The organism is Paraburkholderia graminis C4D1M, from assembly GCF_000172415.1.
Lineage (GTDB): Bacteria > Pseudomonadota > Gammaproteobacteria > Burkholderiales > Burkholderiaceae > Paraburkholderia > Paraburkholderia graminis.
Map to the genome: position 1 here is coordinate 61,272 of NZ_ABLD01000007.1, position 19,436 is coordinate 80,707.

Below are 19,436 nucleotides of genomic sequence, written 5' to 3' on the forward strand. Positions count from 1 at the left end.
ACTACTTGCAGTGCGAGGCTCAAAATACGCTACGTCAACTGTAGCCGTGAGCGACGCATCAAGTGACGCAGAAGCGCGATTAGCCTGCCGCAGCGTCCTTCAGCTTCTTCAGCGGGCGTGCCTTGATGCGCACGCTAGCCGGCTTGGCCGGGAACCAGCGCTCTTCGCCCGAGAACGGGTCTTTGCCGAAGCGCTTCTTCTTGGCCGGCACAGCTTGCACGACGATCTTCAGAAGACCCGACAGCGTGAATTCGCCCGCGCCCTTCTTGTGGACAGCGCCGAGGATCGTGTCTTCGAGCGCGGCCAGGACGGCCTTGGCAGCCTTCGGTTCGACGCCAGCGCGTTCAGCAACGTGAGTAGCCAGCGAGGCCTTCGTGAAGGTGTCCTTGATCGGCGACGGTGCGCTGGACGCCTTCACGGCGACCTTCTTAGCTGCGGAAGCTTTCTTCGCAGGGACTTTCTTTGCAGCAACCTTCTTGGTCGGTACCGGGGCAGCAGCCTTCTTGGCCACCTTTTTTGCGGAAGTCGGCATGTTTCTCCTACCTGTTGTGGTCAGTGAATTGCACGAAGCGCACACGGTATGCGCACGCTTCAACGCCGGATTCTACAAGCGCTCAAGCGATTTGCGCGACTCTTTTATGTATAACAGCGCAGGTTTGTTGCGCGGCGCAGACTGCGCAACACATTTTGAGCCTTGTTTCAGGGGCTAAACTGCTTCGGCGGAGCTGGCGGCGTCGATTCGTAAAGTGCGTTACAAGCCGTTTCAACCCATGTATAGCGGCATATTCTGCGTGACCGGCTTGTGCGGGACACACGATTGCCGCAACCTTTTTAACGCTTCGGGTAACTCCGCATTGGCCGCGCGATGTTGGCCGTTGCAACGTCATCACGTCGCGCCGCGGTCCAGGTGCACTATCGGGCGATGCCCGGCAGGATGTCCGCGAGCTTCGTCAACGCCGCGTCGATATGCTGCCCGGCGATGCTGCCGTAGCCGAAAATCAGACCGGGCCGCGGTTTTGCGCGCTGGTAAAACGGCGCGAGTCCATACAGACCAATCGACGCCTCGCTCGCCGCCGCCACCAGAACCTGCTCGGTCAACGGCGCCTTCAGGTGCGCGGCCAGGTGAATGCCGGCCGTCGGCACGATCGGCTCGAACCACGGCGCGAGATCGCCTTGCAGATGCGCGAGCAACGTCGCGCGCCGCGCCGCGTAGGTCTTGTGCATGCGCCGCAGGTGCTTGGCGAAATCGCCGTTGAGCATGAACGATGCAAGCGCAGTTTGTGTGAGCGTGCAGCCGTGCCAGTCCGCGATTTGCCGCGCCTTGAAAAGCGGCTTGTATAGCGACGCGGGCGGCACCACATAGCCGACCCGCAACTCCGGGAAGATGGTTTTCGAAAAGGTGCCCACGTAGGCGACGAGTCCCGCACGGTCGAGGCTTTTCAACGGCTCCATCGGCCGGCCTTCGAAACGGTACTCGCAGTCGTAGTCGTCTTCGATGATCACGGCGCCGCGTTTTTGCGCCCATTCCAGCAGTTCGACGCGACGCTCGAGACTCATCGGCATGCCGAGCGGAAACTGATGCGACGGCGTCACATAGACGAGCCGCGCATTGTCCGGCAGCTTGCCGACGATCAAACCTTCGCGATCCACCGGCACGTGCGCCACCTGTGCGCCGGTCGCGGCGAAGCATGCATGCGCAGGCGGATAGCCGGGATCTTCGATGGCCGCGACTTCGCCTGGACCGAGCGTGATGCGCGCGAGCAGATCGAGCGCGTGCTGCGCGCCTTGCGTGACGATCACCTCTTCCCAGTTGCTCGACACCGCCCGATTGAATGCGAGGTAGCGTGAAATCGCGAGCCGCAGTTCCTGTTCGCCGGCAGCGTCGCGGTATGTTCCGGGGCCGCGCGATTGCGCGCGCAGCGCGTGATTCACGCAGCGGCGCCAGACGTCGAACGGAAAGAGTGTCTTGTCGATCGCGCCGCCGACGAAATCGTAGGGCGACGCAACCGAAGGCCGCGGCAACGGCAAGCTGTCGGGCATCTGGTCCCACAGCGGTTGGGCGCGCACGGCGTCCTTCGTCGCCTGCTCGCGATCGCGCGACGAGTCGGCCGCGCGCGCATGCGGCGAGCGCTCGGTCGGCAAGCGCTCGAGCCCGTCGGCGACGAAAGTGCCCGAACCGGCCCGCGCGGTGAGATAACCCTCGGAGAGAAGCCGCTCGAAGACGTCGAGCGTCGTCTTGCGCGACACGCCCAGTTGCGTCGCGAGATCGCGCGTGGACGGCAGGCGCGTGCCGCCGGCGAGACGCCCTTCGAGTATGCCGGCCCGCAGTTGCCGATAGATCTGTCCGGAGAGATCGTGATGGCCTTCGACGGCGATGTGAATTTCCATTTCTGGCTGCTACCTGCTGGCTACCTGTTATGTCATCGCCATGATACTTCCGCGAGACCTGCGGCAAGCGCGAGTTCAACGCGCCGGCGGGCTTGTTACTGCGCCACCGCGCCGCTTCGTGCAGCGTGCTCTTTGGCGTCGTCACGCGAAGCGTCGCTGCATCGTTGATGCTCGCGCGAGAGCTTGCGCATCAGCGGCAACAGCAGCACGGCGACCAGCGCACCCGCGGCCGCGAGCCATCCCAGGCCGGTAAACAGCTTCGTATAGAGCGGCAACGATTCGAGCGGATGCATGTCGCCGGCCGGCATCTGCGCGAAATTCGCGACCACGCTGCCCAGATACTGCGACACGCCGGTTGCCACGAAGTACGCGCCCATCATGAAGCCGCTCATGCGCGCGGGCACGTAGCGCGCGATCATCGCAAGGCCGAGGCCGCTCACCAGCAGTTCGCCGAGCGAGTACAAGCCATAGCCGCCGACCATGAACCACGACGACACGCGCCCTTCCACCGCATAGCGGCCGCTTGCCGCGTAGACGAAGAAGCCGGCCGCCACCACCGCAAAGCCGACCGCGTATTTCGCCGCGACGGGAACGTCCTTGCCGCGCTTCGCGAGCCGCGTATACAGCAGCGCAAGCAGCGGACTCAGCAGCATGATCCAGATCGGATTGAGCGCCTGGAACTGCGCCGCGCTCCAGGTGAACAGCGTCGCGCCGAACAGCGAGAAGCGCGGATCGACATTGCGCAGCGCGAACAGCGTGAGCGACGTCGACATCTGCACGTAGAACACGAAGAACAGAATCACCTGCGCCGTGAGGATCAATGCGGCCACCAGACCTGCGCGTTCGGAGCGCTCGCACTTGAGCAGCATGTAGCCGAAAATCGCCAGAATCGCGAGGCCCGCCGCGTACACGCACGCCACCGCAATGGCTTTGTGCTGCAGCACGAACATCGCGATCGCGCCGAGCGCAATGCCGCCCGCCGCAATCGCGCCGACGCGCTTCCAGCGCACGGGCTCGGCATCGGGCGCGGAGCCGATATGCGCGAGCGTGCGGAACATCACGAAGTAGTTCGCCACCGACAGCAGCATCCCCGCACAGCAGACGGCGAACGCGGCATGCCAGCCCCAATGGTCCTTGATCCACGGCGTCGCGAGCATCGACACCGTCGAGCCGATATTGACCGCCATGTAGTAGATCGTGAACGCGCTGTCGATGCGCGCGTCGTCGCCTTCATAGATGCGCCGCACGAGATTGGCCGCGTTCGCCTTGAAAAGCCCGTTGCCCACGACGATCACGCCCAGCGATGCATACATGAACGCGAGCTGGTCGTTCGGCAGCGCGAGCATCAGATAGCCGGCCGCGAGCACGATGGCGCCGAAGATCATCGTGCGTCGCGTGCCGAGAATCTTGTCGCCGATCCAGCCGCCGATCGACGGCGACGCGTACACGAGCGCCGTGAACGCGCCCCACGTGAGCGTGGCGTGGCTGTCCGCGAAATGCAGCTTGTCGATCATGAACAGCACGAGCAATGCGGCCATGCCGTAATAGCCGAAGCGTTCCCACATTTCGATCAGAAAGACCGTGGAAAACGAGCGCGTCTGCGAGACCTGCGCTTCAGGGCGTTGTGGTGAATCCATCGAGTACCTCTTGTTTCAAATAGTGGGGCTGTCGGCAAACTGCCGCGCGCCGTGAATCATCGGATTGCAAAAACGGCCGGACGGCGATGCGTTGTTCGGCAGCATGCGCGAGCTTGCGTTTCGTGTCGTGCGCGGGCCGCGCTCATATCCAGAATGCATGGATGCGGACACTGCCTAAAGTCGCCGCACGTCTGTCTGCATCCAAGCGCGGCTTTTCGCGTCGCCCGTCGGATCGGCGGACCGGCTGTTAGCTTCTGGCAACATAGCGTGTTGTCTCGAAAAAGGCGTTGCGTTTGAAGCCGGGATCTCAGGCCCGCAGTCCCGGCAAGGCGCCATCAAACCATATTTGCTTATATCAAACAAATTTTGACGGGCTAATTTCCTCCTGCTATGGTCACGACAATTCATAAGAGCAATTCGGCACTCGAAGTAGGCAGCAAGATTCGCGCGTTGCGGCAACGGCTGAAGCGCACGCTGGACGACACGGCAACTGCGGCGGGTATCTCCAAGCCGTTTTTGTCGCAGGTGGAGCGGGGCCTCGCGTCGCCCTCCATCACGTCGCTGGCGGGCATCGCTCACGCGCTCGGGGTGACGGTGCAGTATTTCGTCGATACGCCCAGCGAAGAGCGTTCGGTCAGCCGCGGCGATCAGCTGAAGTTTTTTGGCTTCGCGGACTCGGCGAATCTGTTCGCCCGTTTGACGAACGTGACGGGCGGCCGTCAGCTCGAGGCGATCCTCGTGAAGATGCCGGTCGGACAAAAGCGTTCGGAAGTCACGACGCATGCCGGCGAAGAGTTTATGTATGTGATCGACGGCGAAGTGTCGTTGACGCTGGAAGGCAAGACCTTCGTGTTGCGCGCAGGAGACAGCGCGCATTACGAATCGACTGTGCCGCATAGCTGGGCGAATACCGCACGCGTGGAGTCGGTGGTCGTCTGGGTCGGCACACCGAGACTGTTTTAAAGAAGCAGGCTAGTTTTCCGGTTCATCCGGCAGGACAGCCTGCATTACTAAATGTAAGGATTCCTGCATGTCTGACAAACAACAAGGGCCGCCCAGGCCCGAACAAAGCAGATAGCAAGGCGCTTTAGCGCCGGCGCGTTCTTCTCCCGACCTTTCCTGCGATTCCGAACCGATGAAAACCCCGTTTGCTTACGCGACGGCGCTGAGTGCGCTCGTCCTTACCTTGACGTCTTCGCTTTCTTCTTCGGCGTTTGCCGTCACCGTGCCGGCCGGCGTCACGCTCGCCGCCAGCCAGGAAATGACCCGCCAGGTGCCGGGCGAAACCGAGTCGCTCGATCCGGCGCACATCGAATCGTGGACCGGCAACACCATCGGGCTCGACATGTTCGAAGGACTCACGCGCATCGACGCGGCCGGCGCGATCGTGCCCGGCGTCGCGCAGTCGTGGACGCGCACGGGGCCCGACACGTGGGTCTTCAAGCTGCGCCACGACGCGCGCTGGAGCAACGGCCAGCCCGTCACCGCAAACGATTTCGTCTATGCGTGGCAGCGCGTGCTCGATCCGAAGACCGGCTCGAAATACACGGTGCTGGTCGAGTTCGTGAAGAACGGCAAGGCGATTCTCGCGGGCAAGGCGCCGCTCTCGAGCCTCGGCGTTCGAGCCGCCGACCCGTACACGCTCGAAGTCACCACCGAGGTGCCCGCCGCTTTCTTCCCGCAACTGGCCGCGATGACGACAATGGCGCCGGTCAACCGCGACGTCGTGACCAAGTTCGGCGGCGACTGGACTCGGCCGGGCAATTTCGTCGGCAATGGTCCGTACATGCTGGCCGACTGGCAGCCGGGTAACCGGCTCGTCGGCGCAAAGAGCAAGACGTACTGGAACGCAAGCAAGGTCGTGATCACCAAAGTGACCTATCTGCCGATCGAAAACGACGAAACGGCAATGCGCATGTATCAGGCCGGCCAGTTCGACTACACGTATTCGATTCCGTCGGGCATCTACGCGCAGGTGAGCAAGCAGTTCGGCGGCGAGCTGAAGACCGGCCTGCAGATCGCGACGTACTACTACAGCCTGAACAACGAAGATCCGCTGTTCAAGGACAAGCGCGTGCGTCAGGCACTGTCGATGGTCCTCGACCGCGATCTGCTCACGCAGCGCCTGACCGCCGACGGCGAGCTGCCCATGTACGGCCTCATCTCGAAGGGCACGCAAGGCGCGGACATTTTCAAGCCCGAATGGGCAAGCTGGCCGATGGCAAAGCGCGTCGACTATGCGCGCAATCTGCTGAAAAGCGCGGGCTATTCCGATGCCAAGCCGCTCACCTTCACGCTCACGTACAACACGAACGATCTGCACAAGAAGGTCGCGCTCTTCGCGACATCCGAATGGCGCAGCAAGCTCGGCGTTACTGCGAAGCTTGAAAACGTCGAATACAAGGTGCTGCTCAAACAGCGCCACGACGGCAAGGTGCAGGCTTCGCGCGACGGCTGGTTCGTCGACTACAACGACGCGATGTCGTACTTCGATCTGATCCGCTGCCACAGCGTGCAGAACGATCAGCGCTACTGCAATCCGCAAGTGGACAAGACCGTCGACGAAGCCAACCAGCAGCTCGACGACGCAAAGCGCACGGCCCTGCTCACCAAGGCGCACGACATGGCGATGAACGACTATCCGATGGTGCCGCTCTTTCAGTACTCGGCGGTGCGGCTCGTGAAGCCGTATGTAGGCGGCTACACGTCGACCAACTACGTCGATCAGCGCGCCACGCAGGACATGTATCTGATCAAGCATTAAACGCGGAGCATCGACATGCTGGCCTATACGCTGCGCCGCACGCTGTGGGCGATCCCGACGATTCTCGCCGTGATCACCGCGTGCTATCTGCTGCTGCATCTCACGCCGGGCGGGCCGTTCGACACCGACAAGCAACTGTCGGCGGCCGTGCTCGCGAACCTGAACGCGAAGTATCGGCTCGACGAACCGCTGTGGCTGCAGTATCTGCACTACCTCGGTTCGCTGCTGCACGGCGATCTCGGGCCGTCGTTCCGCTATGCCGACTGGTCGGTCAACGACCTCGTGTGGAAAGCGTTGCCCGTTAGCCTCGGCGTGGGCGGTGTGTCGGTGCCGATCGCATTGGTCATCGGCGTGACGCTCGGCACGCTCGCCGCCGTGCGGCGCGACCGTTTCGTCGATCACATGGTGATGGTGCTCGGCAATATCGGCAACGTGGTGCCGCCGTTCGTGCTCGGGCCCGTGCTCGTGTGGATCTTCGCGGTCCTGCTGAAGACGTCCGACGGCCACGGCTGGCTGCCTGCCGGCGGCTGGGGCGAAGGCGAATGGCGTTACCGCGTGCTGCCGATCGTGCTGCTCACGTTCATCAACGTGGCCGCCATTGCGCGCGTGATGCGCGGCAGCATGATCGAAGTGCTGACCGGCAACTTCATTCGCACAGCACGCGCGAAGGGCTTGCCCGGCCGCACGATCGTCTTGCGCCACGCGCTGAAGCCCGCACTGATGCCTGTCGTGTCGCTGCTCGGCTCGGTGTGCATCTCGTCGATCACCGCGGCCGTCGTCACCGAATCGGTGTTCGCGCTGCCGGGCCTCGGGCAACTGGTCGTCAACGGCGCGATCAATCGCGACTACACGCTCGTGCTCGGCCTCGTGGTGCTGACCACGGCCGTCGCAGTGCTCTTCAATCTGCTGGTCGACCTCGCGTATGCGTGGCTCGATCCGCGTATCCGGTATTGATCATGGCCCGCTCTCTTCAACCGGCTGCCGCGACGCTCGATCCGCTCGCGGCCATTGCAAACGCTCCGCGTTCGCGCGGCCCGCTCGCCACCGCCGCCGCGCGCTTCGTGCGCAATCGCGCCGCATTCGCCGGCTCGGTCGTGCTGCTGCTGATCGTGATTGCCTGTGTCGCGGGCCCGTGGCTGCTGCCCAACGGTCCCATCGACAGCGACTGGTCCGCGATCAGCCTGCCGCCCACGCTGCAAAACATGCACTGGTTCGGCACCGACGAACTCGGCCGCGATCTGCTCGCGCGCACACTGCAAGGCGGGCGCGTGTCGCTCGAAGTCGGCCTGCTCGGCACGCTCGTGTCGGGGCTGATCGGCGTCGCGTACGGCGCGACCGCGGGCTATCTCGGCGGACGCGTCGACGCGGTCATGATGCGCATCGTCGACATGATGTACGCGATCCCCTACATGCTGATCGCCATTCTGATGATGACGATGTTCGGCCGCGCGTTCTATCTCGTCGTGCTCACCATCAGCGCGTTTTCGTGGCTCGACATGGCGCGCGTCGTGCGCGGGCAGACGCTGTCGCTGCGCTCGCGCGAATTCATCGACGCCGCGAAAGCGATCGGCGTGAGTTCGCGCTCGATCATCGCACGCCACATCGTGCCGAACCTGTTCGGCGTCGTGGTCGTGTACGCGAGCGTCACCGTGCCGAACATCGTGCTCACCGAGTCGGTGCTGTCGTTCCTCGGCCTGGGCGTGCAGGAACCCATGACAAGCTGGGGCGTGCTGATTCAGGACGGCGCGCAGAAGCTCGAATCGATGCCGTGGCTGCTGCTGTGCCCGGCCGTGATGCTGTGCGTGACGCTCTACTGCGTGAATTTCGTCGGCGACGGTCTGCGCGACGCATTCGATCCGAAGGACCGCTGACATGCCGCTACTCGAAGTCAAAGATCTCAGCGTGCGCTTTACGCGCCGCGAAGGCGCGCCGGTCGACGCCGTGCAGCGCGTGTCGTTTTCACTCGAAGCAGGCCGCACGCTCGGCATTGTCGGCGAATCGGGATCGGGCAAAAGCCAGACGGTGATGGCCATGCTCGGACTGCTCGCAGGCAACGGCAAAGTGTCCGGCGAAGCGCGCTATCGCGGCGACAATCTGCTCGCGATGAAGGAAAGCGAGCTCAACAGGATTCGCGGCAACCGCATCGGCATGATCTTTCAGGACCCGATGACGTCGCTCAATCCGTTCCTCACCATCGAGCGGCAGATGACGGAGACGCTGCAACTGCATCGCAAGATGACGCGCCGTGAAGCGCGCCGCCGCGCGGTCGAAGCGCTCGAATCGGTGCGAATTCCCGATGCGCCGCGACGCATCGGCATGTATCCGCACGAGTTTTCCGGCGGCATGCGGCAACGCGTGATGATCGCGATGGCGCTGCTGTCCGAGCCCGAAATTCTGATCGCCGACGAACCCACCACCGCGCTCGACGTGACCGTGCAGGCGCAGATCATCGAGTTGCTGCGCGAACTGAATCGCGAGCGCGGCACCGCAATCATCCTGATCACGCACGACATGGGCGTCGTGGCCGGCCTGTGCGACGACGTGATGGTGATGTACGCCGGCCAGACCGTCGAACAGGCGAGCGCCGCAGCGCTCTTCGCGGCGCCGACGCATCCATACACGCGCGGCCTTCTCAACGCATTGCCGCGTTTGACGAGCGATGACATGAGCGACAGCGGCGACAGCGACGACGATCGCCCGTTGCAAACCATTCCCGGCAACCCGCCGCTGCCTGGCGAAATCGTCGCGGGCTGCGCATTCGCGCCGCGCTGTACGTATTGCACGGACGTGTGCCGCGAGTCACGTCCGTCACTCGTTACAGCGGACGGTTATCCAGAAGCGCGTCGCGCCTGTCATCGTCCCGTGAGCGAAATTCTGGAGGCACAACACGTATGAACGCGACTTCCATTGCAAGCGGCGAAGCCACGACGCTGCTCTCGGTCGAGCAACTGAAGGTGCAATTCGGCGTGCCGCGCGGCGCGTACCCGTGGTCCGGCAAGACCATGCTGCGCGCCGTGGACGGCGTGTCGTTCAACGTGCGGCGCGGCGAGACCGTGGGCCTCGTCGGCGAATCGGGTTGCGGCAAGTCGACACTCGCGCGCGCGATCATCGGACTCGCGCCGGTGGCAAGCGGCAGCGTGCGCTGGCTCGGCAACGAAACGGTGCTGCCCGGCACGCGGCGCGATACGACGCTTTTACGACGCGACGTGCAGATGATTTTCCAGGACCCGCTTGCGTCGCTCGATCCGCGCATGACGATCGAACAGATCGTCGCCGAACCGCTCATCGCGCATGGCAGGAACCTCGCGCGCGCCGACGTGCAGCGCCGCGTTCTGACGATGCTCGAACGCGTCGGTCTGAACGCGCAGCATTTGCGCCGCTATCCGCACGAGTTTTCCGGCGGCCAGTGTCAGCGTGTCGGCATTGCGCGCGCGCTGATCTCGGAGCCGCAACTCGTGATCTGCGACGAACCCGTTTCCGCGCTCGACGTGTCGATCCAGGCGCAGATCGTCAACCTGCTGCGCGATCTGCAACGCGAGTTGTCGCTGTCACTGCTGTTCGTCGCGCACGATCTCGCGGTCGTGAAAGCCATTAGCCACCGCGTGCTCGTGATGTACCTCGGACGCGTGATGGAGTTCGGCGACAAGCGCGACGTTTATCGCACGCCGCTTCATCCGTATACGCGCGCTTTGCTCTCCGCCGTGCCGGTGCCTGACCCGACGGTGGAGCGCGCGCGCCGCCATCTGCTGTTGCGCGGCGAGATTGCTTCGCCGTTGAATCCGCCGTCGGGCTGCGCATTTCGAACACGGTGCCCCGACGCGATCGACGCCTGCGCAGCGCAGATTCCGCAGCCCGTCGCGCACGGCGCGAGCGCGACACGGGTGGCCTGCATTCGTGTCGGCGACGGCTAAAGCCAGCGGCCTTTAAGACAACGACCTCATTCACCGGCGCGGCGCTTACGTCACGCCGTGGGATTCGCTCGTCATGTCATCAGCATGACGAGCGATCAGCATGGACTGGCTAAGCGCCAGCCAGAGTTTCAATAACAACTGTCGAGACATTCCCAATGAAACATAACCCAACAAAAAACCGGTCAAAAAAGTCCGGAGTCACTGCCGCGATCTGCTGTGCCTTCACCCTTCCCGCGCTCGCCATCGCCGCCAACGCGTACGCCGACGACAGCGTGACGCAGCCCGCGCCCGACGCAAGCAACGCTGCGCCTGCCGCGCAAACGTTGTCGTCGCCCGCGCAAGTGACGCAGGCCCAGCCCGCGAACAAGCGCCGCGCGGATCAGGGCGGCCAGCTTCGCAACGACCAGCCGGATACGACGAACGCCATCGTCAACGCCGAGGCTTCGCAAACCGTTCTTCCGCCGACACCGCCGTCGAGCCAGGCGGCGAGCAAGGGTTTCATCGCCGATAGTCATCTGAATCTGCAGTTCCGCAACTACGCGGACTACTTCCAGGCGCCGCCCAACACCTATCGTCATGCGTGGGTGCAAGGCGCGCAGGTCAATTATGAATCGGGCTTCACGCAAGGGCTCGTCGGCTTCGGCGTGGATGCGTCGCTGTTCGGCGCGCTCAAGCTCGACGGCGGCAACGGCGCGGGCAACATGGTGCATGTGGGCAAGAGCGGCGGCGGCTCGCAGCAGCTCGCGTGGGCCTATCCAGGCATGTACGACATCAAGGGACGCATCTCCGAAACGGTCGTCAAATATGGTTTGCAGGACGTAACGAATCCGTTTCTCGAACCGCACGACAACCGCGCGCTGCCGCCGACTTTTCTCGGCGTCTCGCTCGTCAGCAACGATCTTGCTCACACGACGCTCGAGGCCGGCAGCTTCACCAAGGTCGATGCACGCGGCCACACGAATCTGAGCAATCTGACCACTTCGTATGGCGGCACGCGCATCGACCGGGTGACGTATCTCGGCGGCACCTGGCACTATGCGAAGAACGGCGAGATGGCGCTCTACGTCGATCAGGCCGACGATGTCTGGCGCCAGTACTACGGTTCGGTCGCGCAGTCGTTCGGCGACCCGACCACGATCAAGTGGAGCGGGCTCGCCAACATCTACTCGACGCACGACACCGGCGCGTCGCGTCAGGGGCACATCAACAGCAATGCGTATAGCCTTTCCGTGTCCGCGCAGCATGGGCCGCATGCGCTGTTGCTCGGCTATCAGCAGGTGCTCGGCGACCAGTTCTTCGACTACGTGAACGAGACCAACGGCATCTACCTGACCAATTCGATGGATGTCGACTACAACGCACCGCACGAGCAATCGCTGCAATTGCGCTATACGTTCGACGGAAAATACGCGGGCGTGCCCGGACTCAAGGCGATGTTGTGGGGCGCGTATGGCTGGGGCGCGGACGCATCGGCGGGAGCTGCGGAGAACGCGTCGCCGAGCGCCGCGCTGCATGATCTGTACTGGAAGAACGGACAGCCGGTGCACGGCCATCATCACGAGTTCGGCTTCATTCCGAGCTATACGCTGCAGAGCGGCCGCTTCAAGGACACCAAGGTCACGTTCATCGCGATGTGGCACAACGGCAGCAATTACTACTCGGACGGTAACAACATGGAGTACCGCCTCGTGGTGAATGTGCCGGTGAAAGTGTTCTGAGCGCCGCGCGTTTGCGCTGCGATAGAAGGCGTCACGTTGCGCATGTCGGCACGTGACGCCGACCATGCGGGCGCGGCGCGTCGTATTTTTTATTCCTGCTCCGAGCCCGCGATACGCACGCTCGTCATCGCGCGCGAGAGGCCGTGCATGGGCCGGCGCAACGCGACGTCGAACGGATTGGTTTGCGGGCCGATCGCCTCAGCCTGACGGCGCAGCAACTCCACCACCATCGGCAGGCGGTCGTCGCTCAAACGCGCCGCCAGCGTGCCGACGCTCAACGCGGCAACAGCCACGCCGGTGCGGTCGAGAATCGGCACGGCCACGCCCGCCATGCCGTCGAGCACGCCGCTATTGCGGCCCGCGTAGCCCAACTGCCGCACGCGTTCGATCTCGGTGCGCAAATACACTTCGTCCAGCACGCCATAGCCGCGAATGCGCGGCACATTAAAACGGATGATTTCCTCGCGCTCCGCTTCGGGCAGAAACGCGAGAATCGCGAGACTCCCTTGCCCCACGCCGAGCGCCACGCGTCCGCCAATATCGCCGGTGAACGAGCGGATTGGAAAGGGCCCTTCGCAGATGTCGAGACACACGGCGTCGAAACTGCTTTTGACGAGCAGAAAAATCGTATCGCCGAGGCTCGCGCACAATCTCAGCAATGCGGGACGGCATAGCGTACGCATGCCGCTCGGATTGCCCGCCTGGGCCGCGAGCGCGAAGAAGTTCACGCTCAGCCGATAAAGCTTCGAGCCCTCGTCCTGTTCGACGATGCCCTCCGCGATCAACGCCTGCAGGATGCGATGCACCGTGCCTTGCGTGAGCCCGACCGCTTTCGCGAGACGCGTGACGCGGGCGCCGTCGGGCTGCGCTTCGGATAACGCGCGAATCACGGCAAAGGCGCGCTCCAGCATTCCGGTGCCCGGCGCCGCGCCGGTTTCATCGACGTTCTGGCTGAGATCTCGTTTGACGGCAGCATTCATCGTTCAGACTCTCGTTTATTCCATTGACCGGAACACTATAAGGCGTGTCGTCCGGCAGCGGAATGATGCCCGAGTTTCGTTCCGTGTTGTACGTTAACGTGGCAATGTAGGGATTCTCCCAAGCTCACGCAGCGGAACGATTTGGCTCGATGCCATCGCCGCTATTCCGCTTACCGGAATTTTTCCAAAACTTATATCGTCAATCGGAATTCTCAATTGACGCCCGGTAATTTGGCTGGCTAGAGTCGGCTCCATCGAGGCATTCAAAGGCCACACCCATGTCTTTCCTCACACTCACAGACGTCGGCAAATCGTTCGGCGAGCTTCAGGCGGTCGCGGACGTCAACCTGTCGGTGGAAAAAGGCGAGTTCGTTTCGCTGCTCGGGCCGTCCGGTTGCGGAAAGACGACGACGTTGCAGATGATCGCCGGCTTCCTCGAAACGACACGCGGACGCATCACGCTCGACGGCCGCGACATCACGCATATGAAGCCGAACAAGCGCGGCCTCGGCGTGGTGTTTCAAAGCTACGCGCTGTTCCCGCATATGAGCGTGGCGGACAACGTCGGCTTCGGGCTCGAGATGCGCAACATCGACAGGGCGGAGCGCAAGGAGCGCGTGCGCGAAGCGCTGTCGCTCGTGCGGCTCGATCAGCTAGCGCATCGTTTTCCGCGCGAATTGTCGGGCGGACAGCGGCAACGCGTGGCGATTGCGCGCGCCATCGTCATCGCGCCGCCGGTGCTGCTGCTCGATGAACCGATGTCGAATCTCGACGCCAAGCTGCGCGAGGACATGCAGTTCGAACTGCGCGGCATTCAACGCAAAATCGGCACGACGACGATCATGGTCACGCACGATCAGTCCGAAGCGCTGTCGATCAGCGACCGCGTGGTCGTGATGGAAGCGGGCCGCATCACGCAGATCGATACGCCGTATGAAGCCTACGAGCGGCCCGAGAATCGCTTTGTCTCGCAGTTCATCGGCAAGGCGAACATGCTGCCCGGCACGGTGATCGCGCGCGACGGCGACGCGATCCGCATCGACCTCGGACACGATCTGTGCGAAACCGGACGCACCGCGCAACTGCCGGCGCGCGAGCGTGTAATCGCCCCAGGCGACGCCGTGACGCTGTGCATTCGCCCCGAAAAACTGCGCCTGTGCGCGCCGGATGCGGGACGTGTGAGCGCCACCGTGACGAGCCGCTTCTTCCTCGGCAGCCAGTGGCTTTACCGGCTGGACAGCCGGCTCGGTGAAGTGCTGGTGTGTTGCCAGAACGAAGGCAACGAGCCGCTGCCCGAAGGCGCGGCGGTCGGCGTCGACTGGAACAGCGAAGCGATCCGCTTCATTCAACGGGATGCGCAGCATGGATAGCACGCTTCCCGCAACGGAAGACGGCAAGACGGAATCCGCAAGCGCAAGGCGCGCGCCGTGGCGCGCATTCGTGCCGCTCTGGCTGATGTGCCTGCCCGCATTCCTGCTGTTCGTCGCGCTCGTGCTGGTGCCGCTTCTGATGACACTGGTGCTGAGCTTCTATCGCTTCGATCCGGCGAGCGGCCCGATCGCCGCATTCCAGTTCGGCAATTACGCGGAAGTACTCGGCTCGTCGTACTTTCACGCGATCTTTCTGCGCACGTTCGGCATTGCGTTTCTCGTCACGCTGCTATGCGTCGTGATCGGCACGCCCGAGGCTTACGTGCTGTCGCGCATGCGCGATCCGTATCGCTCGATGTTTCTGCTGGTGATTCTCGCGCCGCTGCTCGTCTCTGTTGTAGTGCGCGCGTTCGGCTGGAGCATGTTGCTCAACAGCAGCGGTCTCGTGAACCAGGCGTTCGCTCTGATCGGCCTTGGACCGTACAAGCTCGAATACACGACGTTCGCGATTGTCATCGCACTCGTGCACGTGATGCTACCGTTCATGGTGATTCCCGTGTGGACCGCCTTGCAAAAGCTCGATCCGCAAACGGAAAACGCCGCGCTGTCGTTGATGGCGTCGCCCGCGACCACACTGCGCCGCATCGTGTTGCCGCAACTCACGCCCGGCATTCTGTCGGGCAGCCTGATGGTGTTCGGTTTGTCGGCAAGCGCATTTGCGATTCCGGGCTTGCTCGGCGGACGTCGCCTGAAGGTGGCCGCGACCGCCGTCTACGACGAATTCCTCGGCTCGCTGAACTGGCCGCTCGGCGCGACCATCGCGCTGCTGTTGCTGGTCGCGAACCTGATCGTGATGCTCACTTACTACCGGGTTCTGGAACGCAGGTACACCAGAAGCCTCGGTTGATACAACGTACAACGGCTGCGCGAGAACATCATGAGAAAGAACGGTCCTGTTGCGCTGATTTTCCACACGCTCGTCATTGCGTTCGTGCTCGCGCCGCTCGTGATCGTGGTGCTGGTTGCGTTCACGCCCGACGAAACGCTCACGTTGCCGACGCACGGCGTGTCGCTGCGCTGGTTTCGCGCGATCGTCAATTACCCGGATTTCATCGCGGCATTCGTCAATAGCCTGAAGCTCGCGTTTGCATCGGCGACGCTCTCGCTGATCGTCGCGCTGCCCGCCGCGCTCGCGATCGGTCGCGCGCGCTTTCCCGGCCGCGCTTTTCTGAATGGCTTGCTGCTCTCGCCGCTCGTGATTCCCGGCCTCGTGCTCGGCATCGCGTTGCTGCGCTTCTTCGCGATGATCGGCGCGACCGGCTCGTTCGCGTGGCTGATCGTCGCGCACATGATCATCATCACGCCGTTCGTGATGCGGCTCGTGCTCGCCTCGGTCAGCGGTCTGGATCGCAGCGTCGAGCACGCCGCGCATTCGCTCGGCGCCGATCCGTGGACCACGTTCCGCCGCATTACGCTGCCGATGATTCTGCCTGGCATCACCGGCGGCTGGCTGCTTGCGTTCATCAACAGCTTCGACGAACTGACGATGTCGATCTTCGTCACCTCGCCGCAAACGGTCACGCTGCCGGTGCGCATGTACATGTACGCGACCGAATCCATAGACCCGATGATGGCCTCCGTGTCCGCGCTCGTGATCTTCATTACCGCGGGCGCGATGCTGCTGCTCGATCGCGTGTATGGGCTCAATCGCATTCTGATCGGCCAGCACTGATGTCTTCTTCCGCTCACGCTCTCATGCCGTCCAACTTGCCGTCATCTCACCCTTCAACGTCCGCGCGCGAGCCGCAATTCGTGCGCGTGGCCGAAACGCGGCGCGAACCGCTGCGCTTTTATATCGACGGCGATGAGGTCTCCGCGCTGCAAGGCGATACGTTGCTGACCGCCGTGCTGATGCAACAGCGCCGCGTGCGCGACAGCGAATTCAGCGGCGCGCCGCGCGCGGGCTTCTGTCTGATCGGCGCATGCCAGGACTGCTGGATGCGCACCGAGGAAGGCAAGCGCGTGCGAGCCTGTTCGACGCTCGTCACGGACGGCATGCGCGTGCTCACACGCAACCGTTCGGCGGATGCCGCAATCAGCGGAGACGCGCCATGAACGACGCTCGCCGCGTGGTGATTGTCGGCGCGGGACCGGCCGGCGTGCGCGCCGCCGAAACGCTGGTCGCGGCAGGCGTGCGCCCTATCGTGATCGACGAAAACGCGCGTTGGGGCGGACAGATTTATCGCCAGCCGCCCGCCAACGGCGGCTTCGAGCGCTCGAAAAAAACACTGTACGGTTTCGAGGCGCACAAGGCCGACGCGTTGCATACGACGATGGCCGCGCTGCTGCCGCACATCGACTATCGCCCGGACACACTGGCATGGGCTTGCGAAGCGGGCCGCCTCGATACGCTCGCCGCGGGGCGGGAAGTCAGCGTGCCGTTCTCGCATTTGATCATTGCAAGCGGCGCGACCGACCGCGTTCTGCCGCTTCCTGGCTGGACGTTGCCCGGCGTCTACACGCTCGGCGCGGCGCAGGTCGCGTTGAAGGCGCAAGGCTGTGTAATCGGCCGACGTGTGGTGCTGGCGGGCACGGGACCGTTGCTGTATCTCGTCGCTTATCAGTATGCAAAGGCCGGCGCGCAGGTGGCCGCCGTGCTCGACACAAGCCCTTTTTCGCGGCAGATCGCAGCCGCGCCGAAACTCATCCGCGTTCCGTCGACGTTCGCAAAGGGTCTGTATTACGTGGGTTGGTTGAAGGCACATGGGATACGCATCGAGCGCGGCGTGCAGTTGGTCGGCATTCGCGGGGCACTGAATGTCGAATCGATTGAATGGCGTAACTCGGGCAGTAGTTCGCCATCCGAAGTAATTGATTGCGATGCGGTCGGCGTCAGTTTCGGCCTCAAGCCCGAAACGCAGCTTGCGGATCTCGCAGGCTGCCGCTTCCGCTTCGACGCGCTCAATCGCTGCTGGCTGCCCGAACTCGATTCCGCGGGACGCAGCTCCGTGCGCGGCCTCTATCTGGCCGGCGACGGCGCGGGCATCGCCGGCGCCGATGCCGCCGAACTCGCCGGACGCCGCGCCGCGTTAGCCTTGCTCGACGACCTCGGCATCGCGCATCCGCGCGGACCCGGCATGGCCGATGCCGCATCGCTCGAACGCGGCCTGCAACGTATCGCCGTCTTTCGCGCGGGCATCGAAACAGCTTTCGCGCCGCCCGCGAACTGCGCGGCGCAGTGGCCCGACGATATGACGGTGTGCCGCTGCGAAGAAATCGACGCGGGCACGTTGAGGCACTGTATCCGCGGCGGCGAGGCGAGCGAGATCAATCGGCTGAAGGCGCTCACTCGCGTCGGCATGGGACGTTGCCAGGGCCGCATGTGCGGCGAGGCGGCGCTTCAACTGCTCGCCGAGGAAACCGGCCGGCCGCTCCAAGCGGTTGGCCGTCTGCGCAGCCAGCCGCCGGTCAAGCCGATTCCGCTGTCGCCCGCGCTCTATGCGGACGACGTCGCCGAGATTCCCGAGGAGGCGCGCGATGAGTGACGCCGTGCACTACGACGTCGCGATTGCGGGCGGCGGACTCGTCGGTTCGTCGGCGGCATTGGCGCTTGCGAAACGCGGCTTGCGCGTGGCTCTAATCGAGCGGCGTTTTTGCGGCGCGCAGGCGAGCGGCGTGAACTACGGCGGCGTGCGTTGCCAGGGCCGCCCGGTCGAACAGATGCCGCTCGCGATGCGAGCGCGGCGCGTGTGGGACCGCTTGCCGGAATTGATCGGCATCGACGGCGAATTCACCGTGTCGGGACATTTGCGGCTTGCGCGCAGCGAAAGCGATCTCGCCGCGCTCGAGCAATGGGCCGGCATGGCGCGCGAATACGGACTGCATGCGCAGTTGCTAAGCGGCGAGTCGTTTCGACGGCGCTATCCGTGGCTTGGCGAAGCGGCGATTGGCGGCTCGCTGTGTGCGAGCGACGGTCATGCGAATCCGCGTCTCGTCTCGCCCGCGTTCGCACGCGCCGCGCGTGCCGCGGGCGCCGACGTGCGCGAGCAAACCGAACTGGGCGACATTCGTCACGACGGCCGACGCTTTCAGATGCGCGCCGGCAATAACGAAATCAGCGCTGACTGGCTGATCAATTGCGCGGGCGCGTGGGCGAATACCGTTGCAGGCTACTTCGGCGAAAGAGCGCCGATGAAGCCGATCTATCCGAACATGTGGGTCACCGAGCCATTGCCGCTTTTCATCACGCACAACCTCGGCGTGTATGGCGGCGGCATCTACGCGCGGCAAGTGGCGCGCGGCAATTGCGTGATCGGCGGCGGACGCGGCAGTGGCGATGGCGAATACGGCCGGCCGTCGACGGAAACCACGCGGGCCGTGATGCGCGATGCGTGCGCGCTGCTGCCCGCGCTGCGCGAGGCGCTCCTGATCCGCACATGGAGCGGCGTGGAGGGCGAGACGCCCGACAATAATCCGATCATCGGAGCGAGCCGCGCGGTGCCGCGTCTTCTGCATGCATTCGGTTTTTCGGGCGGCGGCTTTCTGCTCGCGCCCGGTGTCGGCGAAGTGCTCGCCGATCTCGTCATCGACGGCGCCACGGCCACGCCTCTCGACGCGTTTTCGATTGGCCGCTTTGCGCAGCTTGCTGCGTCATCCGTCGCATAGAAC

At 63.8% G+C, this 19,436-nt stretch carries 17 protein-coding genes; 13 read left to right on the forward strand and 4 right to left on the reverse strand.

Translation table 11 applies throughout. From position 1 onward, the window contains the following. Positions 1-79: 79 nt before the first annotated feature. The 3 genes from BGRAMDRAFT_RS14370 to BGRAMDRAFT_RS14380 form a co-directional block, all read right to left on the reverse strand. Positions 80-532 carry an HU family DNA-binding protein gene (locus BGRAMDRAFT_RS14370; protein ID WP_006049491.1) on the reverse strand — a complete coding sequence of 151 codons (453 nt, stop codon included), beginning with the start codon at positions 530-532 and terminating at the stop codon, positions 80-82. A 380-nt stretch (positions 533-912) separates the two neighbouring features. Continuing rightward, positions 913-2,388 (reverse strand): MocR-like pyridoxine biosynthesis transcription factor PdxR, encoded by a 1,476-nt coding sequence (pdxR, locus tag BGRAMDRAFT_RS14375; protein WP_006049492.1) that lies wholly within the window; start codon positions 2,386-2,388, stop codon positions 913-915. 95 nt (positions 2,389-2,483) lie between these two features. Beyond that, the gene (locus BGRAMDRAFT_RS14380) at positions 2,484-4,025 is read right to left on the reverse strand and encodes a peptide MFS transporter (RefSeq protein WP_006049493.1); all 1,542 of its coding nucleotides are present in this window, start codon (positions 4,023-4,025) and stop codon (positions 2,484-2,486) included. A 390-nt stretch (positions 4,026-4,415) separates the two neighbouring features. Between BGRAMDRAFT_RS14380 and BGRAMDRAFT_RS14385 the strand changes: the two genes are divergently transcribed. From BGRAMDRAFT_RS14385 to BGRAMDRAFT_RS14415, 7 genes are all read left to right on the forward strand, one after another. Further along, complete coding sequence (locus BGRAMDRAFT_RS14385) at positions 4,416-4,988, forward strand: helix-turn-helix domain-containing protein (protein ID WP_006049494.1); 573 nt, start codon at positions 4,416-4,418, stop codon at positions 4,986-4,988. 172 nt (positions 4,989-5,160) lie between these two features. Further along, positions 5,161-6,789 (forward strand): peptide ABC transporter substrate-binding protein, encoded by a 1,629-nt coding sequence (locus tag BGRAMDRAFT_RS14390; protein ID WP_006049495.1) that lies wholly within the window; start codon positions 5,161-5,163, stop codon positions 6,787-6,789. Between the two features lie 15 nt (positions 6,790-6,804). Next, entirely contained in the window at positions 6,805-7,743 is a 939-nt protein-coding gene (locus BGRAMDRAFT_RS14395; RefSeq protein WP_006049496.1) for an ABC transporter permease subunit, read from the forward strand. 2 nt (positions 7,744-7,745) lie between these two features. Next, a complete protein-coding gene (locus BGRAMDRAFT_RS14400; RefSeq protein ID WP_006049497.1) occupies positions 7,746-8,660 on the forward strand; it encodes an ABC transporter permease in 915 nt (304 codons plus the stop codon). Between the two features lies 1 nt (position 8,661). After that, entirely contained in the window at positions 8,662-9,684 is a 1,023-nt protein-coding gene (locus tag BGRAMDRAFT_RS14405; RefSeq protein ID WP_006049498.1) for an ABC transporter ATP-binding protein, read from the forward strand. Next, on the forward strand, positions 9,681-10,700 hold the full coding sequence (locus tag BGRAMDRAFT_RS14410; RefSeq protein WP_006049499.1) for an ABC transporter ATP-binding protein: 1,020 nt from the start codon (positions 9,681-9,683) through the stop codon (positions 10,698-10,700). The genes BGRAMDRAFT_RS14405 and BGRAMDRAFT_RS14410 overlap by 4 nt, the downstream gene beginning before the upstream one ends. Before the next feature lie 155 nt (positions 10,701-10,855). Next, on the forward strand, positions 10,856-12,418 hold the full coding sequence (locus tag BGRAMDRAFT_RS14415) for an OprD family outer membrane porin (RefSeq protein WP_006049500.1): 1,563 nt from the start codon (positions 10,856-10,858) through the stop codon (positions 12,416-12,418). A gap of 89 nt (positions 12,419-12,507) precedes the next feature. Here BGRAMDRAFT_RS14415 and BGRAMDRAFT_RS14420 read toward each other — a convergent pair whose 3' ends face one another. Further along, positions 12,508-13,398: an IclR family transcriptional regulator gene (locus BGRAMDRAFT_RS14420; RefSeq protein WP_006049501.1), complete on the reverse strand. Its 891-nt coding sequence runs from the start codon at positions 13,396-13,398 to the stop codon at positions 12,508-12,510. Between the two features lie 278 nt (positions 13,399-13,676). On the opposite strand from BGRAMDRAFT_RS14420, the gene BGRAMDRAFT_RS14425 reads away from it, so the two are divergent. The 6 genes from BGRAMDRAFT_RS14425 to BGRAMDRAFT_RS14450 are packed head-to-tail and all read left to right on the forward strand — an operon-like array spanning position 13,677 to position 19,433. Beyond that, a complete protein-coding gene (locus tag BGRAMDRAFT_RS14425; protein WP_006049502.1) occupies positions 13,677-14,768 on the forward strand; it encodes an ABC transporter ATP-binding protein in 1,092 nt (363 codons plus the stop codon). After that, complete coding sequence (locus BGRAMDRAFT_RS14430) at positions 14,761-15,675, forward strand: ABC transporter permease (protein WP_006049503.1); 915 nt, start codon at positions 14,761-14,763, stop codon at positions 15,673-15,675. Before BGRAMDRAFT_RS14425 ends, BGRAMDRAFT_RS14430 begins: the two co-directional genes overlap by 8 nt. Positions 15,676-15,705: 30 nt before the next feature. After that, on the forward strand, positions 15,706-16,500 hold the full coding sequence (locus tag BGRAMDRAFT_RS14435; protein ID WP_006049504.1) for an ABC transporter permease: 795 nt from the start codon (positions 15,706-15,708) through the stop codon (positions 16,498-16,500). A 23-nt stretch (positions 16,501-16,523) separates the two neighbouring features. Then, a complete protein-coding gene (locus tag BGRAMDRAFT_RS14440) occupies positions 16,524-16,883 on the forward strand; it encodes a (2Fe-2S)-binding protein (protein WP_044021109.1) in 360 nt (119 codons plus the stop codon). After that, positions 16,880-18,313, forward strand: a complete 1,434-nt coding sequence (locus tag BGRAMDRAFT_RS14445; RefSeq protein ID WP_006049506.1) for an NAD(P)/FAD-dependent oxidoreductase — start codon at positions 16,880-16,882, stop codon at positions 18,311-18,313. The genes BGRAMDRAFT_RS14440 and BGRAMDRAFT_RS14445 overlap by 4 nt, the downstream gene beginning before the upstream one ends. After that, on the forward strand, positions 18,306-19,433 hold the full coding sequence (locus tag BGRAMDRAFT_RS14450) for an NAD(P)/FAD-dependent oxidoreductase (protein WP_006049507.1): 1,128 nt from the start codon (positions 18,306-18,308) through the stop codon (positions 19,431-19,433). The genes BGRAMDRAFT_RS14445 and BGRAMDRAFT_RS14450 overlap by 8 nt, the downstream gene beginning before the upstream one ends. The last annotated feature ends 3 nt before the right edge of the window (positions 19,434-19,436 follow it).

What these genes read in the sequence shown, in the direction of transcription:
- BGRAMDRAFT_RS14410 (WP_006049499.1), top strand. Translation starts at nt 9,681, where the DNA reads ATGAACGCGACTTCCATTGCAAGCGGCGAAGCCACGACGCTGCTCTCG.
- BGRAMDRAFT_RS14400 (WP_006049497.1), top strand. Translation starts at nt 7,746, where the DNA reads ATGGCCCGCTCTCTTCAACCGGCTGCCGCGACGCTCGATCCGCTCGCG.
- pdxR (WP_006049492.1), bottom strand. Translation starts at nt 2,388, where the DNA reads ATGGAAATTCACATCGCCGTCGAAGGCCATCACGATCTCTCCGGACAG.
- BGRAMDRAFT_RS14440 (WP_044021109.1), top strand. Translation starts at nt 16,524, where the DNA reads ATGCCGTCCAACTTGCCGTCATCTCACCCTTCAACGTCCGCGCGCGAG.
- BGRAMDRAFT_RS14385 (WP_006049494.1), top strand. Translation starts at nt 4,416, where the DNA reads ATGGTCACGACAATTCATAAGAGCAATTCGGCACTCGAAGTAGGCAGC.
- BGRAMDRAFT_RS14420 (WP_006049501.1), bottom strand. Translation starts at nt 13,398, where the DNA reads ATGAATGCTGCCGTCAAACGAGATCTCAGCCAGAACGTCGATGAAACC.
- BGRAMDRAFT_RS14430 (WP_006049503.1), top strand. Translation starts at nt 14,761, where the DNA reads ATGGATAGCACGCTTCCCGCAACGGAAGACGGCAAGACGGAATCCGCA.
- BGRAMDRAFT_RS14405 (WP_006049498.1), top strand. Translation starts at nt 8,662, where the DNA reads ATGCCGCTACTCGAAGTCAAAGATCTCAGCGTGCGCTTTACGCGCCGC.
- BGRAMDRAFT_RS14450 (WP_006049507.1), top strand. Translation starts at nt 18,306, where the DNA reads ATGAGTGACGCCGTGCACTACGACGTCGCGATTGCGGGCGGCGGACTC.
- BGRAMDRAFT_RS14390 (WP_006049495.1), top strand. Translation starts at nt 5,161, where the DNA reads ATGAAAACCCCGTTTGCTTACGCGACGGCGCTGAGTGCGCTCGTCCTT.
- BGRAMDRAFT_RS14395 (WP_006049496.1), top strand. Translation starts at nt 6,805, where the DNA reads ATGCTGGCCTATACGCTGCGCCGCACGCTGTGGGCGATCCCGACGATT.
- BGRAMDRAFT_RS14425 (WP_006049502.1), top strand. Translation starts at nt 13,677, where the DNA reads ATGTCTTTCCTCACACTCACAGACGTCGGCAAATCGTTCGGCGAGCTT.
- BGRAMDRAFT_RS14415 (WP_006049500.1), top strand. Translation starts at nt 10,856, where the DNA reads ATGAAACATAACCCAACAAAAAACCGGTCAAAAAAGTCCGGAGTCACT.
- BGRAMDRAFT_RS14370 (WP_006049491.1), bottom strand. Translation starts at nt 532, where the DNA reads ATGCCGACTTCCGCAAAAAAGGTGGCCAAGAAGGCTGCTGCCCCGGTA.
- BGRAMDRAFT_RS14435 (WP_006049504.1), top strand. Translation starts at nt 15,706, where the DNA reads ATGAGAAAGAACGGTCCTGTTGCGCTGATTTTCCACACGCTCGTCATT.
- BGRAMDRAFT_RS14445 (WP_006049506.1), top strand. Translation starts at nt 16,880, where the DNA reads ATGAACGACGCTCGCCGCGTGGTGATTGTCGGCGCGGGACCGGCCGGC.
- BGRAMDRAFT_RS14380 (WP_006049493.1), bottom strand. Translation starts at nt 4,025, where the DNA reads ATGGATTCACCACAACGCCCTGAAGCGCAGGTCTCGCAGACGCGCTCG.